12 protein-coding genes are annotated in these 14,991 nt (G+C 62.4%); 11 read left to right on the top strand and 1 reads right to left on the bottom strand.

Annotated elements, in window-relative coordinates; all coding sequences use genetic code 11:
* The first annotated feature begins 29 nt into the window (after positions 1-29).
* Positions 30-1,451 carry a DUF3329 domain-containing protein gene (locus ACMI1Q_RS05125; protein WP_330057484.1) on the top strand — a complete coding sequence of 474 codons (1,422 nt, stop codon included), beginning with the start codon at positions 30-32 and terminating at the stop codon, positions 1,449-1,451.
* A 304-nt stretch (positions 1,452-1,755) separates the two neighbouring features.
* Here the strand turns inward: ACMI1Q_RS05125 and pepT are convergent, their stop codons facing one another.
* The gene (gene pepT, locus ACMI1Q_RS05120; protein WP_330057488.1) at positions 1,756-2,973 is read right to left on the bottom strand and encodes a peptidase T; all 1,218 of its coding nucleotides are present in this window, start codon (positions 2,971-2,973) and stop codon (positions 1,756-1,758) included.
* A 195-nt stretch (positions 2,974-3,168) separates the two neighbouring features.
* Here pepT and ACMI1Q_RS05115 point away from each other — a divergent pair, with 195 nt between their 5' ends.
* From ACMI1Q_RS05115 to ACMI1Q_RS05070, 10 genes are all read left to right on the top strand, one after another.
* Complete coding sequence (locus tag ACMI1Q_RS05115) at positions 3,169-4,215, top strand: polysaccharide biosynthesis protein (RefSeq protein WP_330057490.1); 1,047 nt, start codon at positions 3,169-3,171, stop codon at positions 4,213-4,215.
* Between the two features lie 40 nt (positions 4,216-4,255).
* Positions 4,256-5,317 (top strand): acyltransferase, encoded by a 1,062-nt coding sequence (locus ACMI1Q_RS05110; RefSeq protein WP_419503015.1) that lies wholly within the window; start codon positions 4,256-4,258, stop codon positions 5,315-5,317.
* 12 nt (positions 5,318-5,329) lie between these two features.
* The gene (locus ACMI1Q_RS05105; protein ID WP_419503014.1) at positions 5,330-6,493 is read left to right on the top strand and encodes an NAD-dependent epimerase/dehydratase family protein; all 1,164 of its coding nucleotides are present in this window, start codon (positions 5,330-5,332) and stop codon (positions 6,491-6,493) included.
* Positions 6,494-6,517: 24 nt separating this feature from the next.
* Positions 6,518-7,657, top strand: coding sequence for a non-hydrolyzing UDP-N-acetylglucosamine 2-epimerase (gene wecB, locus ACMI1Q_RS05100; protein WP_394978760.1), 1,140 nt, complete (start codon positions 6,518-6,520; stop codon positions 7,655-7,657).
* 1 nt (position 7,658) lies between these two features.
* Entirely contained in the window at positions 7,659-8,882 is a 1,224-nt protein-coding gene (locus ACMI1Q_RS05095; RefSeq protein ID WP_419503013.1) for a glycosyltransferase family 4 protein, read from the top strand.
* A 6-nt stretch (positions 8,883-8,888) separates the two neighbouring features.
* Positions 8,889-9,608, top strand: a complete 720-nt coding sequence (locus ACMI1Q_RS05090; RefSeq protein WP_330057501.1) for a glycosyltransferase family 2 protein — start codon at positions 8,889-8,891, stop codon at positions 9,606-9,608.
* Entirely contained in the window at positions 9,605-10,006 is a 402-nt protein-coding gene (locus ACMI1Q_RS05085; RefSeq protein WP_419503012.1) for a DUF2304 domain-containing protein, read from the top strand. Before ACMI1Q_RS05090 ends, ACMI1Q_RS05085 begins: the two co-directional genes overlap by 4 nt.
* Before the next feature lie 84 nt (positions 10,007-10,090).
* Positions 10,091-11,575: an MBOAT family O-acyltransferase gene (locus ACMI1Q_RS05080; RefSeq protein ID WP_419503011.1), complete on the top strand. Its 1,485-nt coding sequence runs from the start codon at positions 10,091-10,093 to the stop codon at positions 11,573-11,575.
* A 13-nt stretch (positions 11,576-11,588) separates the two neighbouring features.
* Positions 11,589-12,890 carry a hypothetical protein gene (locus ACMI1Q_RS05075; RefSeq protein WP_419503010.1) on the top strand — a complete coding sequence of 434 codons (1,302 nt, stop codon included), beginning with the start codon at positions 11,589-11,591 and terminating at the stop codon, positions 12,888-12,890.
* Between the two features lie 428 nt (positions 12,891-13,318).
* Positions 13,319-14,971: a 2-isopropylmalate synthase gene (locus ACMI1Q_RS05070; protein WP_419503009.1), complete on the top strand. Its 1,653-nt coding sequence runs from the start codon at positions 13,319-13,321 to the stop codon at positions 14,969-14,971.
* The last annotated feature ends 20 nt before the right edge of the window (positions 14,972-14,991 follow it).

Genomic DNA, 14,991 nt, shown 5'->3' with positions numbered 1-14,991 from the left:
TATAATTTTTTCATCGTAACGGCATCTCGGTGCCAAAGGAGGAGTCTGCCCTGAAAGCGAAATGGAAAGCCGCCCCGCTGCCTGCAAAGCTGGCGGCGGCCATGGCCGCCGTGGTGTTTGCGGCCATGCTGGCGCTCAACTGCCTGACGCCCTATGTGGCGGACGACTACACCTTTTCTTTCAGCTACGCCACCGGCGAGCGGCTGACCGGGCTTTGGAGCGTGCTGGAAAGCCAATGGTATCACTACTTCCATTGGAGCGGCCGCTTCATCATCAAGTGCCTTGCCCAGGGCTTCACCATTCTGCCCAAGGCCGTGTTCAACCTGCTGAACGCGGCGGTGTACGCCGGGCTGGGCCTTGTGCTGCACCGGCTGGCGCTGGGGCAGAGGCGGCGGTTTGATCCGGCGGTGCTGGCCCTCATCTACCTGAGCCTGTGGATGGTCTCGCCGGTGTTCGGCCAGACGAACCTGTGGATGTGCGGCTCGGTGAACTATCTCTGGGCCACCTTTTTCTGCATGGCGGCGCTGATCCCCTATGCGCTGTATCTGAACCGGGCCTTTGCCCCGCGGCGCTGGCTGGCGCCCGCCTGCCTGCTGGGCGGGCTTGTGGCAGGCTGGGCCAGCGAGAACACCAGTGCCGGGCTGCTGGTGGCGCTGGTGCTCTGCGTTGGATTCTTCCTTTGGCGGGACAAAAAAGCGCCCCTCTGGGCCTGGCTGGGCCTTGCAGGCGCGCTGGCGGGTTTTGCCCTGCTGATTCTGGCGCCGGGCAACTACCAGCGGCAGGACGCCGCCGCCGACCCCCGCGGTCCGCTGACCATCCTGGCGGTGCGCTTTCTCACCGCGCTGGACCAGCTGGTGAGCAGCGGCGGGCTGGTGCTGCTGGTGCTTTTTGCCGTTCTCTTCTGCCTGCTGGCGATGCAAAAGCCGGGCGCGGCCGGGCTGTTCCGGCCCCTTGTGTTCTTCGCGGCGGCACTGGGCGCGAATTTCGCCATGATCCTCTCGCCGGTCTACTATCCCCGCTCCACCCACGGGGTGTTCACCTTTCTCACCGCCGCCTGCGCCGCCTGCGCGGTGCAGCTGGACGGCAAACAGATGCGCCGGGCGCTGGCCGCCGGGGCCGCCGGCCTCACCATGGCGGCGGCAGTGCAGTTCGTCTGGGCGGGATACGACATCGCCAGCTTCTTCGTGATGCGCCAGACCCGGGAAGCCGCCCTTCTGGAAAGCGCCGCGGCGGGCGAAACGGAAGTGGTGACCTATGCCATCGAATCCTACACCCGCTGGTGCGCCGGCTGGGGCCTGCCCGATCTGCGCCAGGACCCCTCCGACTGGGTCTGCGCCGACACGGCAAAGTATTACGGGCTGGACAGCCTTTCAGCCAGCGAGGCCCGCACCTATCCCTTCCCCGGCAAGACCAACACCGCCTTTGAGACCGGCGAGATTGCCGACCCCTGAAGCATGGAAAAAGCCCCGCGGACCAATGTCCGCGGGGCTTTTTATCTCTGCTCACAGCCTGCCGCCGTTGATGAGGTACGGTGGCGGCGCGGGTGAGGAACGGGAGCAACTGCCCATTCAGAGCGCGGGGCAGCATGTCATCGATGTGCTGGCTCACCCAAAATTTCACGCCGCCCTCCTGCAGGGCCATGCGGGCCGACGCGACCTGGACCGCGTCGTAACTGGACAAAACCAGTCTCCTTCGGAAATAACCTGTCAGGAATTTCATGGGACATCCTCCTTTTCAAGGGGGGCAAAGCGCGGGTCAGCGGGCGTAGATGCTCAGGATGTTCAGCAGGATCTCCACGCTCTTGTCCATCTTTTCGGCGGTGATGTACTCGCAGGGGCCGTGGAAGTTGAAGCCGCCGGTGCCGAGGTTCGGGCAGGGCAGGCCCATGAAGGAGAGCCGCGCCCCGTCGGTGCCGCCCCGGATGGGCACGATCTTCGGCTCCAGGCCCGCCTGCTTCACCGCCAGCTGGGCGTTCTCGATCAGGTGGTAGTGGGGCAGGATCTCCTGCTCCATGTTGTAGTAGCTGTCCTTGAGCTCCAGCACCGCGGTGCCTTCGCCGTACTTTTCATTGATGGCGGCGGCAGCGGCGGTCATCGCGGCTTTGCGGGCCTTGAATTTCTCCATGTCGTGGTCGCGGATGATGTACTCCAGCTTCGCTTCGCTCACCGTGCCGCTCATCTCGCACAGGTGGTAGAAGCCCTCGGTGCCCTCGGTGTGCTCCGGGCGCTCATCGGCGGGCAGCATGGCGTGCAGCTCCATGGCGATGTTCTGGGCGTTCTTCATCAGGTCCTTTGCGCTGCCGGGATGCACCGAGAAGCCATGGATGGTGACGAAGGCCGAGGCCGCGTTGAAGTTCTGGTATTCCAGCTCGCCCACGTCGCCGCCGTCCACCGTGTAGGCATAGTCGGCGCCAAAACCTTTCACGTCGAACAGATCGGCGCCCTCGCCCACCTCCTCGTCAGGGGTGAAGGCCACGCAGACCTTGCCGTGGGCGATGTCCTCCTTCTGCAGCCGTTCCACGGCGGTGAGGATCTCGGCGATGCCGGCCTTGTCGTCCGCGCCCAGCAGGGTGGTTCCGTCGGCGGTGATGAGGGTCTGACCCTTCCAGTCCGCCAATTCGGGGAACTGGGCCACACGCATGTACTCGCCGGTACCGGTGAACAAAACGTCGCCGCCGTCGTAGTTCTCGATGACCTGGGGCTTCACGTTCTCGCCCGGGGCGGCGGGGGCGGTGTCCATGTGGGCGATGAGGCCGATGGCGGGTTTATCCTCCAGGCCGGGGGTGGCGGGCAGCACGCCGTAGACATAGCAGTTTTCGTCCACCCGCACCTCCTGAAGGCCCAGTTCCTTCATCTGCCCTTCCAGCAGACGGGCCAGGTCGAACTGTCGGGCGGTGCTGGGGTGAGAGGTGCTGTGGTCGTCGGAGGTGGTGTAAATTTTCGCATAATCAAGGAAACGCTCATAAGCGCGCATGGGCTTCGCCCTCCTTACTTTTTATCTTTGCTTGTATTGTAGCACAGGGCGGGCAAAATAGAAAGGGGCGCGCCGGCGCGTCGAAATCGCCCCTTCCCCTTGGAAAATTGTTACTTTTATGATATGATTGTTACTGTATATGGCAAAGTATGCGCCTTTGCGCGCAAAGACACACCTTTCAGGAGGATCAAAGGAATGAACAACAGCTATTTTGCGGGCAAGACCCTGCTCATCACCGGCGGCACCGGCAGCTTCGGCAACACAGTGCTCAAGCATTTTCTGGCCAGTGACATCGGCGAGATCCGCATCTTCAGCCGCGATGAAAAGAAACAGGACGACATGCGCCACGAAGTACAGCAGAAGCACCCGGAACTGGCGGGAAAACTGCGCTTTTACATCGGCGACGTGCGGGAGCCCTCCAGTGTGAAGAGTGCTGTGCGGGGGGTAGACTATATTTTCCACGCGGCAGCTCTGAAACAGGTGCCCTCCTGCGAGTTCTTCCCCATGGAAGCCGTGCGCACCAACGTCATCGGCACCGACAACGTGCTCACCGCCGCCATCGATGCGGGGGTGAAGAAGGTAGTCTGCCTGTCCACCGACAAGGCCGCCTACCCCATCAACGCCATGGGCATCTCCAAGGCCATGATGGAAAAGGTCATCGGCGCCAAGGCCCGCACCGTGAAGGCGGAGGACACCACCATCTGCTGCACCCGCTACGGCAACGTGATGTGCAGCCGGGGCAGCGTTATCCCTCTGTTCATCGATCAGATCAAGGCAGGCAAGCCCATCACCATCACCGACCCGGACATGACCCGTTTCCTGATGAACCTGGATGAAGCGGTGGACCTGGTGCAGTTCGCCTTTGAGCACGCCAACCCCGGCGACCTGTTCGTGCAGAAGAGTGATGCTTCTACCATTGGCGTGCTGGCCAAGGCGGTGCAGCAGCTGTTCGGCGATACCGGCACCCAAATCATCGGCACCCGCCACGGCGAGAAGCTCTACGAGACACTGATGACCAAAGAGGAGCGGGTGCGCAGCGAGGACATGGGCGGCTATTTCCGTGTGTCCGCCGACGGGCGCGACCTGAACTACGACAAGTTCGTGGTAAAAGGTGCCGTGCAGACTCAGGCAAATGAGAGCTACACCAGCCACAACACTCATCGACTGACCGTAGATGAGACGGTAGCCAAGATCTTGACCGCCGAGTATGTGCAGAACGAGCTGGCCAACTGGGGCAAGTAAGGCGCAGGCACTCTTTGGCCTGCACTAAGGAGGCTTGTATTTGTCTGAAACTCATACCGCCGCACAGCCCGGCCGCAACATGGCGCTGGACAATTCCCGCACCATTGGCTGCTTTTTGATCGTCGTTGTGCACGCCTGCATGAGCGGATGGTACGGCATGGACCCTTCCTCAGCACTCTGGAAATTCAACCTGGGCGGCATTGCCGCATCCTATGCGGCAGTCTCGCTTTTCTTCATGATCAGCGGCGCGCTGTTTCTTGATTTCCGCAGGAATGTCACCGTCCGCAGCATCTGGACCCACACCCTGCCCCACTTGGCAGTGATCTATTTTGTATGGTCGGCCTGGTTCGCATGGTCCTCTTCCGGATTGAACGCGGGCATTTCCGCCGGCACCCTTATGGCCTTCGCGAAGAACTGCCTGTACGGTGCGTCTCACCAATGGTTTTTGTGGCCCCTTGCAGGCTTCTACATCGCCACCCCGCTTCTGCGCAAGATCGCGGAGGACAAGCGCCTGCTGGAGTACTTCCTGCTTGTGAGTTTTTTCCTTGGCGTACTGCCTGTGGAGAGCCACTTCACCGTCCACTTTGCCTTGTATGAAACGCTTACCGGGCTGATGCAGCTGGGCATTGCGTCGGGGTATATGTTCTATTTCCTCGCCGGCTACTACCTGACCGCCTATCCGCCTCAGGGAAAGGCTCGTCTGTGCCTCTATTTGGCGGGCGTTGCCGGGCTTCTCATCACCGGGTTCGGCGGCGCGTTCATCCGTTTCCACAACAACGGCCAGCTCGTCATGTGGCTTGACCCATCCCGGGCGCACAGCGGTCTGTATGCGGCGGCGCTTTTTGTTGCGGTGCAGCGGATCACGCCCCGCCTGCCTGCTATTGTGAACCGCGTTTCCCGTGAGATCGCCAGCTGCAGTTTTGGCGTCTATATGGTACATCTTTCCATCCTTTTGAAGGTGATGGGCTGGCTGGGCTATCAGCCGCAGGGGGATTCGCCTCTGTGGAAGGTGCCCCTGTGCGCCTGCATCGCTTTCATTTTGTCGGTCGGCGTATCGATGCTTCTGCGGCGCATCCCAATTTTGAAACGTATTCTTTTCTGACCCGGCTCCAACATGAATTTTCTGTCAAAGGACGGCGACACCATGCAAAAAGACACCCCCATCCTCATCACCGGCGCGGGCGGATTCATCGGCAAAAACCTGGTGGCCAACCTGAGGGCCGCCGGCTTCACCGACCTGATGCTGTTTGAAAAGGACGACACCCCCGAGACCCTGGCGCAGTATGCCGCCAGGGCCGGCTTTGTGTTCCATCTTGCGGGCATCAACCGCCCCAAGGACCCCAGCGAGTTCTATGCCGGCAACTTCGGCCTGACCGACGTGCTGTTGGACCTGCTGGCAAAAGCGGAAACGCCCGCCCCGGTGCTGGTGACCAGCAGCACCCAGGCGGCTCTGGACAACGACTACGGCAAGAGCAAGGCCATGGCGGAGGCGGCGGTGTACGCCTACGGCGAAAAAACCGGCGCGCCGGTGTATGTGTTCCGGCTGCCGGGGGTGTTCGGCAAGTGGTGCCGCCCCAACTACAACAGCGTGGTGGCCACCTTCTGCCACAACGCCGCCCACGGCCTGCCGCTGGAAGTGCGGGACCCGGCCTTTTCCCTGCCCCTTGTTTACATCGACGACGTGGTGCGCGCCTTCATCGCCGCCATGGACGGCAATGTGGTCACCGACGGCGAAAGCCCCGCCCACTGCCGGGTGGAGCCGGAGCATCTGACCACTCTGGGCCATCTGGCCCAGGTCATCGGCGGCTTTGCCGAGAACCGCAAGACGCTGGAAGCGCCGTATCTGGCGGCGGGCAGCCTTGAGAAAAAGCTGTATTCCACTTGGCTTTCCTACCTGCCCACCGACTCCTTCAGCTACCCGCTGAACATGCACTGCGACGCCCGGGGCAGCTTCACCGAGTTTCTGCGCACCCCCGAGCGCGGCCAGGTGAGCGTGAACATCTCGAAGCCCGGCATCGTGAAGGGCAACCACTGGCACAACTCCAAAAACGAGAAATTCCTGGTGGTGAGCGGCCGGGGTGCCATCCGCTTCCGCAAGCCGGACGAGGAGACGGTGTATGAATACTTCGTCTCCGGCGACAAGCTGGAAGTAGTGGACATCCCCACCGGCTACACCCACAACATCGAAAACCTGGGCGAGGGGGACATGGTGACCCTGATGTGGGCCAACGAGGCTTTCGACCCTGAAAACCCCGACACCATCTATCTGGAAGTTTAATCCTGCGGGAAAGGCGGACAAGCGATGAACAAGCTGAAACTGATGACCATCGTGGGCACGCGGCCGGAAATCATCCGGCTGGCGGCGGTGATCAAAAAGTGCGACAAATACTTCGATCAGATTTTGGTCCACACCGGCCAGAACTACGACTACACCCTCAACGGCATCTTTTTTGAGGACCTGGGGCTGCGCGCGCCGGACTTTTATCTGGACGCGGTGGGCGACGATTTGGGCGAGACCATCGGCAACATCATCGCCAAAAGCTACAAGCTGATGGTGGAGCAGAAGCCCGACGCGCTGCTTATCTTAGGCGACACCAACAGCTGCCTTTCCGCTATCAGCGCCAAGCGCCTGCACATTCCCATCTTCCACATGGAGGCGGGCAACCGGTGCTTTGACGAGTGCCTGCCCGAGGAGACCAACCGCCGCATCGTGGACCACATCGCCGATGTGAACATGTGCTACTCCGAGCACGCCCGCCGCTATCTGAACGCCGAGGGCACCGCCAAGGAGCGCACCTACGTCACCGGCAGCCCCATGGCGGAGGTGCTGCACGCGAACCTTGAGGCCATCGAGGCCTCGCCCATCCTGGAAAAGCTGGGCCTTGAGGCGCACAAATACATGCTGCTCAGCGCCCACCGGGAGGAGAACATCGACACCGAGAAGAATTTCCTGGACCTGTTCACCTCCATCAACGCCCTGGCGGAAAAGTACGACATGCCCATCCTCTACTCCTGCCACCCCCGCAGCCGCAAGCGGCTGGAGGCCATGGGCTTCAAGCTGGACGAGCGGGTGCGCCTGCACGAGCCCCTGGGCTTCCATGACTACAACCATCTGCAGATGAACGCCTTCTGCGTCATCTCCGACTCCGGCACCCTGCCGGAGGAATCCAGCTTCTTCACCAGCGTGGGCCATCCCTTCCCCGCTGTGTGCATCCGCACCTCCACCGAGCGCCCCGAGGCGCTGGACAAGGGCTGCTTCATCCTGGCGGGCATCGCCGCCGGCGGCGTGGAGCAGGCGGTCCAGACCGCCGTGGCCATGAACGAGAACGGCGACATCGGCATCCCCGTGCCCTGCTATGTGGAGGATGTGTCCACCAAGGTGGTCAAGATCATCCAGAGCTACGTGGGCGTGGTGAACAAGATGGTCTGGCGCAAGAGCTGACATGGAAGGGAAAAAACTGCTCATCGTCACCCAGCACTTCTGGCCGGAGGCCTTTCGGGTGAACGACCTGGCCGCCGGCTTCATCGAGCGGGGCTGGCAGGTGGACGTGCTCTGCGGCCTGCCCAACTACCCCAAGGGGGAGTGGTTTTCCGGCTACCGCTACACCGGCCCCCGGCGTGAAGAACACGACGGGGTGAACATCATCCGGGCGGGCGAAATTCGCCGCAAGGGCAACACGGGCGCGCGCATCTTCCTCAACTATGTCAGCTGGCCGGTGTGCGCTGTGTTCAATCTCTGGCGGCTGAAAGGGCCTTACACAGCGGTGCTGTGCTACAACACCAGCCCGGTGCTGATGAACCTGCCCGCCATTGTGTATGCCAAACTCCACAAGGTCCCTCTGACCAGCTATGTGCTGGACATCTGGCCGGAAAACCTTTACAGTGTGCTGCCGGTGAAGACCCGCTTCCTGCGGGGCGTCGCCCACTGGGTGAGCGACTGGCATTACCGCCGGTGCGACCAGCTCATCGCCATGAGCGGGAGCCTGCGCCAGCGCCTTTGCCAGCGCACGGGCAAGCCCGAAAGCGCGGTGGCGGTCATCCCCCAGCACTGCGAGGATTTTTACGCAGTGCCCATCCACGACGAGACACTGGCCGCCCGCTTTGCCGGGCGGTTCAACTTGGTATTCACCGGCAACTTCAGTCCCGCCCAGAGCCTTGAGACCGTCATCAAAGCGGCGGTGAAGGCCCGGTCGGCGGGCGCACAGGCACTGCGCCTTGTGCTGGTGGGCGACGGCATGAGCGCCGACGCGCTGAAAGCCCTGGCCAAGGAACTGGACGCCGGCGACACGGTGGAATTCTGGCCCAGCGTGCGCCCGGAGCAGGTCCCCGCCTACACGGCGCTGGCCGACGGGCTGGTGGCCAGCCTTTCCGCCAGCCCGGACCTTGGCATGACGGTGCCCGCCAAGATCGCCAGCTACATGGCGGCTGCAAAGCCCCTGCTTGCCAGCATGGACGGCGAGGGCGCGGCCGCGGTGGCCGAGGCGGGCTGCGGCTTTGTGAGCGCCGCCGAGGACGTGGACGCGCTGGCCGCCAACATGGCGGCTCTCTGCGCCGCTTCGCCCGACGAGCGGGCGGAGATGGGCCGCAGGGCCTTTGCCTATTACGAAACACATTACCGCCGCCGGGCCGTTCTGGACCGGCTGGAGGAATTCATCTCAGCGAGGTAACCAAGAGTGAAGATCCTGGTCATCATCCCCTGCTACAACGAAGCGGAGAACATCGCCGGTGTGGTGCACCGTCTGCGCAAGGCCTGCCCCGAGGCGGACTATGTGGTGGTGAACGACTGCTCCACCGACCAGAGCGTTCAGGTGCTGAAAGCCGAGGGCTGCAACTACCTGGACCTGCCCGTGAACCTGGGCATCGGCGGCGGCGTGCAGTGCGGCTACCGCTACGCGGTGGAGCACGGCTACGACGTGACGGTCCAGATGGACGGCGACGGCCAGCACGACCCTGCCTATCTGCAGGCGGTCGTCGCGCCGGTGCTGGCCGGGCATCTGGACATGTGCATCGGCAGCCGGTTCATCACCAAGGAAGGCTTTCAGACCAGCTTCATGCGGCGGGTGGGCATCCGCTTTTTGAGCAGCCTGCTCCATGTGCTCACCGGCTGCAAGGTGCTGGACGTGACCAGCGGCTACCGGGCCTGCGGCAAGGCCCTCACCGCCCGCTTTGCCCAGCGCTACGCCCAGGACTACCCCGAGCCGGAGGCCATCCTGCGGGCGGTGTGCGAGGGCTACAAGGTGGGCGAGGTGCCGGTGGTCATGGCCGAGCGCCAGGGCGGCAAGTCCAGCATCAACGCCCTCAAGAGCGTTTACTACATGGTGAAGGTGAGCCTTTCGCTGGTCATTTACCGGCTGTGCTTCACCAAAAAGGACAAAAGGAGGAACGAGGCGTGAACGACCTGCTCTATCCCCTGCTTGCGGTGGGGGACCTTGTTTTTCTGTTCCTCATCTTCCTCTTCGTCAAACACGGCCGGCTGAGCGTGCGGTTCAGCCTGGCGTGGTTCGCGCTGGGGGGCGTGCTGCTGGTGTTCGCCGCCTTCCCGCTGGTGGCAAAGATGCTGCGGGGGCTGCTGCGCTTTGAAGTTGTCTCCAACATGGTGTTCACCATGCTGTTCGGCTTTGTGCTGCTGGTGTTGCTCATCCTTTCCGCCACCGCCAGCACCCAGACTGAGGAAATAAAGCGCCTGACCCAGCACAACGCCATTTTGGAGCACCGGGTGCGGCAGCTGGAAGAGGCCCTGAAGGCCCGCGAGGACGAAGGCGGCGCAGACAAGCCCGCCGACGAACGGTGACGGGTCGGATACATTCCGGGTCTATGCTGTCAGACAGCAGGCCGGGGTCCCGGCAGAATCAAACGCGGTGAGGTGTGAGGCGCGATGGATTTTAATACCCCCATCTTTTTGGGCTTCTTTGCGGCAGTGGCCCTTCTGACGTACTGTGTGCCCCGGCAGGCAAAACCCTACCTGCTGCTGGTGGCCAGCTACGTTTTTTACATGTACAAGCCGGAGAACGCCCGGCTGGTAGCCCTGCTGGTGAGCGTCACGGTGGTCACCTGGTGCGCCTGCGTTGCCCTGGGCAGCCGCAAGCTGCGGAATGTGTGGGCCCGCCGAATCTTCCTCTGGCTGGCACTGGCGGTGGCCCTGGGGATTCTCTTCTTTTACAAATACTTTGATTTCTTTGGCCAGCTGGCCGCGGACATCGGCGCCATTTTCGGCGGCAGCGGCAAGTTTGTCAGCCTGGACCTCATCGCACCGCTGGGCCTTTCCTACTTCACCTTCCAGAGCCTGGGCTACGTCATCGACGTTTACCAGCACAAGGCCAACCCCCAGCTGAACCTCTTCAAATACGCGCTGTTCGTCAGCTTTTTCGCCTGCATCTTCACCGGCCCCATCGAGCGGGCCGAGCACCTGATGCCTCAGCTGGAGAACCCCCGCCCCTTCAACTATTCCCGCATGGCGGGCGGCGCCTTCCGCATGCTGTGGGGCTACTTCAAGAAGATGGTGCTGGCGGACGGCATCGGCCAGTTCGTCAGCGCCGTGTACGGCGGGGCAAGCACCGCCGCCGGGCCCTATCTGGTGGCGGCGAGCCTGCTGTTCAGCTATCAAATTTATCTGGACTTTTCCGGCTGCTGCGACATCGCCATCGGCGGCGCGCGCATTTTGGGCATCGACCTTCTGGAAAACTTCAACCGCCCCTTCGCGGCCACCAGCTACACCGAGCTGTGGAACCGCTGGCACATGAGCCTCACCAACTGGTTCCGGGACTACATCTTCACGCCTCTGGCCTTCTATAACCGGGGCCTGCCCGGCGTGTGGGGCAAGCTGCAGGGCTGGTTCAACGTGTTCATCATCTTCCCCATCAGCGGCCTATGGCACGGGGCCAGCATGGGCTACGTCATCTGGGGCGTTTTGAACGGCCTGTTTTTGGTGGTGGGCAAAGCCACCGCGAAAAAGCGGCGCAAGCTTGCCAAAAACAATCCCCTCTATCGCGTCAAACCCATCAAGAACTTCATCCAGCGGGTCATCGTCTACCTGCTGTTCACCTTCTGCATCGTGTTCTTCGCCGCCGACCTCTACGGCGCAACGGCGGGCACGGTGTTCGCCGGCATGTTCCACGGCTGGAACATCGGCCTTTCCGCCTTCTTTGCCGGCGTGCTGGACCGGGGGCTGACCGTGCGCCTCATCGCGGTGCTCATCGGCGGCTGCGCCCTGGTGGAGCTGGTGGAATGGCGCGGCCCGGTGGCCGAGTGGATCCGCCGTCAGTGGGCCTTCATCCGCTGGCCGCTTTACTACCTGCTGGCGCTGGCCATCCTGTTCTTCGCGGCCTTTGGCCAGTCCGCTTTCATCTACCAGCAGTATTGAGGGAGGCGCGGATATGAAAAAAACTGTCTCTTGGCCGCGCTTTCTGGCCATTCGGCTTTTGACCTTTGCCGAGATCGGGCTCAAATTCTGCCTGTTTTTGCCCATTCTGCTGTTCATGGTGTGGTTCAACTACAAGGTGGACGTGAGCGGCCTGTTCCAGGGCGAGCTTGCCCCCCGTCAGGTGGCGAACCTCCTGCTGGAGGGCAGCACCGTCTCCGGCTATGACCAGATGGACGAGCGGCAGGTGCTGGAGGTCTATGTGCAGAACCTCACCGAAGCCCCCGACACGCTGGCCCTGGGCTCCAGCCGGGTGCTGCAGCTCAGCGAGGATCTGGTGGGCGGCGGCAGCTTCTTCAACGCCGGCATCAGCGGTGCGGGCCCCATGGACATCATGAACATCTGGTACCTCTTCGAGCGGGAGGACAAGCTGCCCGAGACCCTCATCCTGGAAGTGGACCCCTGGCTGTTCAACGCCGATCCGGACATCAACCGCAACTCCGATTCGGAGTTGTTTGCCGAATTTTTGGAAAAGGGCCTCGGCATCAACGCCGACTACGAGGAGCCGGACACGGTGGCGCTGTGGAAGGCGCTGGTGGACCCGGCCTACTTCCAGGGCAACGTGACCTACTATCTCAAGCAGCGCCAGACCGGCGCGGTGCTCACCGAGGACGGAGACGACATCTCCTTCAAGGCCGTCACCGGCAGCATCGACGCGCTGGACTACGCGGTGAAGCGTGCGGACGGCAGCATCCAGTACCCCGTGAACTTCCGCAGCTGGAACTACGACCAGGTGATGGCGGAGGTGCTGGCCCAGGCGGGCACGCTGAACGCCCTGCACGGCTTTGACCAGATGGACCCCTACTGGACCGACCTGTTCACCCGCTTCATCGAGCATGTGCAGGCAAAGGGCGTGAACGTGGTGTTCCTGATGACCCCCTATCACCCCTTCATCGTCCTGCACGTCTACAACAATCCCGAAGGCTTCACCGGCTTCTTTGAGGTGGAGCCCTGGGTGCGGGAATATGCCGCCATGAACGGCATCCCGGTCTACGGCAGCTACCATGCCGGGCGGGTGGGCATTCAGGAGAGCATGTTCTTCGACGGGCTGCACTGCAAGCCCGAGGCGCTGCAGCTGATGTTCCCCGGGGTCCAGGCCGCCCTGGCGGGCGAGCAGACCGCCTATGAGACCTTGTATCTTGAGGAATACGGCGATGTGGAGAACAGCGCGAGCGCCCTCATCGGCTACGACGCCGCCTGCGTTGTGGTGGACCAGGACTGGCTGGCCCAGGCCGAAGCGGCCACGCTGGGAATGTGAATCGTTTTTTGCCGGGGCCGCGCGCCCCGGCTTTTTTGAAAATTGACGCTTGACAAACCCGCTTTCGCAAGGTAAAATGTTAGCATTATAAACGATGCGCAGATGGGGAGAAAGCCCGGGCAAAGCGTTTTTCAGAGAGCCGCCGGTTGGTGCGAGGCGGCAGCGCGGTGCGGGTATACTGGCCCCGGAGCACCCGGACTCAACGGCGGTTCCGCCCTGTAGGCCCGGGCGGCACCCGCCGTTACACGGGCGCGGTTCGCAAGTTTTTGCCGACCGTACAAGAGGCCGCCGTTTCGGCGGCAATGAGAGTGGTACCGCGGGTGCTTTTCAAAAACGTGACTGAAAGCCCTCGTCTCTCAAAGCAATGCTTTGAGGGACGGGGGCTTTTTTCGTTCCTCCAAAGCGAAACAGAAGGAGGAACTGTTGCAATGATGGACGTGACCAAGTACAGCGTGGGCTATTACAATCCCCCCAAGTGCGAATACCGCTGGGTGCACAAGGACCACATCGAAAAGGCGCCCGCCTGGTGCAGCGTGGACCTGCGGGACGGCAACCAGAGCCTGATCGTGCCCATGAGCCTGGAAGAGAAGCTGGAGTTCTTCGACCTGCTGGTCAAGATCGGCTTCAAGGAAATTGAGGTGGGCTTCCCAGCCGCCAGCGAGACGGAATACGAGTTTCTGCGCACCCTCATCGAGCAGAACCGCATCCCCGCCGACGTGACGGTGCAGGTGCTGACCCAGTGCCGCGACCACATCATCCGCAAGACCTTCGACGCGGTGAAGGGCGCGCCCAGCGCGGTCATCCACTTCTACAACTCCACCAGCGTGGCCCAGCGGGAGCAGGTGTTCAAGAAGTCGAAGGACGAGATCAAAAAAATCGCCACCGACGGCGCGGCCCTGGTGAAAAAGCTGGCCGAGGAATACGAGGGCAACTTCCGCTTTGAATACAGCCCCGAGAGCTTCACCGGCACCGAGCCGGAGTACGCCCTGGAAGTTTGCAACGCGGTGCTGGACATCATGCAGCCCACGCCGGAAAAGCCCATGATCATCAACCTGCCGGTGACGGTGGCCATGAGCATGAGCCACATCTACGCCAACCAAATCGAGTACATGAGCGACAACCTGAAATACCGCGACAGCGTGGTGCTGAGCCTGCATCCCCACAACGACCGGGGCTGCGGCGTGGCCGACACCGAGCTGGCCCTGCTGGCGGGGGCGGACCGGGTGGAAGGCACCCTGTTCGGCAACGGCGAGCGCACCGGCAACGTGGACATCATCACCCTGGCCATGAACATGTACACCCACGGCGTTGACCCCCATCTGGACTTCTCCGATATGCCCGCCATCGTGGAGCTCTACGAGCGGGTGACCCGGATGCACGTCTACGAGCGCACCCCCTACGCCGGCGCGCTGGTGTTCGCCGCCTTCTCCGGCAGCCATCAGGACGCCATCGCCAAGGGTCTGACCTGGCGCAAAGAAAAGAACCTCCACGAGTGGACGGTGCCCTACATCCCCCTGGACCCCACCGACATCGGCCGCCGCTACGAGGCGGACGTCATCCGCATCAACAGCCAGAGCGGCAAGGGCGGCATCGGTTATCTGCTGGCCCAGGACCACGGCTACGACCTGCCCCCCAAGATGCGGGAGCACTTCGGCTACACCGTCAAGGGCGTTTCCGACCACGCCCACAAAGAGCTTTCCAGCGCCGAGGTGCTGGACATCTTTGAAAAGACCTATCTCAACAAGACCAGCCCCCTGAACGTGGCCGAGGCCCACTTCATCCAGAAGAGCGGCATCTTCGCCGTGGTCACCCTGGAAGAAGGCGGCAAGGTGCGGGAAGCCTCCGCCCAGGGCAACGGCCGTCTGGACGCGGTGTGCAACACCATCAAGGCCGCCACTGGGCTGGACTTCACCATCAGCACCTACTCCGAACACAGCCTGGAGCACGGCTCCACCAGCCAGGCCGCCAGCTATGTGGGCCTTGCCTGGGGCGACGGCTCCACCACCTGGGGCGCGGGCACCGACACCGACATCATCCGCGCCGGCATCAAGGCGCTGGTGAGCGCCGTCAACAACAAGTGACGCAAGCGATAAAGAGGAGG

This window comes from Candidatus Allofournierella excrementavium, from assembly GCF_048526665.1.
GTDB lineage: Bacteria > Bacillota > Clostridia > Oscillospirales > Ruminococcaceae > Allofournierella_A > Allofournierella_A excrementavium.
The sequence above is the reverse complement of the archived record's forward strand: the minus strand, read 5'-3'. Positions and strand labels throughout refer to the sequence as shown.

Excerpts from the sequence above, each read along its gene's own strand:
- ACMI1Q_RS05115 (WP_330057490.1), top strand. The coding sequence starts at position 3,169 with ATGAACAACAGCTATTTTGCGGGCAAGACCCTGCTCATCACCGGCGGC.
- ACMI1Q_RS05070 (WP_419503009.1), top strand. The coding sequence starts at position 13,319 with ATGATGGACGTGACCAAGTACAGCGTGGGCTATTACAATCCCCCCAAG.
- wecB (WP_394978760.1), top strand. The coding sequence starts at position 6,518 with ATGAACAAGCTGAAACTGATGACCATCGTGGGCACGCGGCCGGAAATC.
- pepT (WP_330057488.1), bottom strand. The coding sequence starts at position 2,973 with ATGCGCGCTTATGAGCGTTTCCTTGATTATGCGAAAATTTACACCACC.
- ACMI1Q_RS05105 (WP_419503014.1), top strand. The coding sequence starts at position 5,330 with ATGAATTTTCTGTCAAAGGACGGCGACACCATGCAAAAAGACACCCCC.
- ACMI1Q_RS05095 (WP_419503013.1), top strand. The coding sequence starts at position 7,659 with ATGGAAGGGAAAAAACTGCTCATCGTCACCCAGCACTTCTGGCCGGAG.
- ACMI1Q_RS05080 (WP_419503011.1), top strand. The coding sequence starts at position 10,091 with ATGGATTTTAATACCCCCATCTTTTTGGGCTTCTTTGCGGCAGTGGCC.
- ACMI1Q_RS05075 (WP_419503010.1), top strand. The coding sequence starts at position 11,589 with ATGAAAAAAACTGTCTCTTGGCCGCGCTTTCTGGCCATTCGGCTTTTG.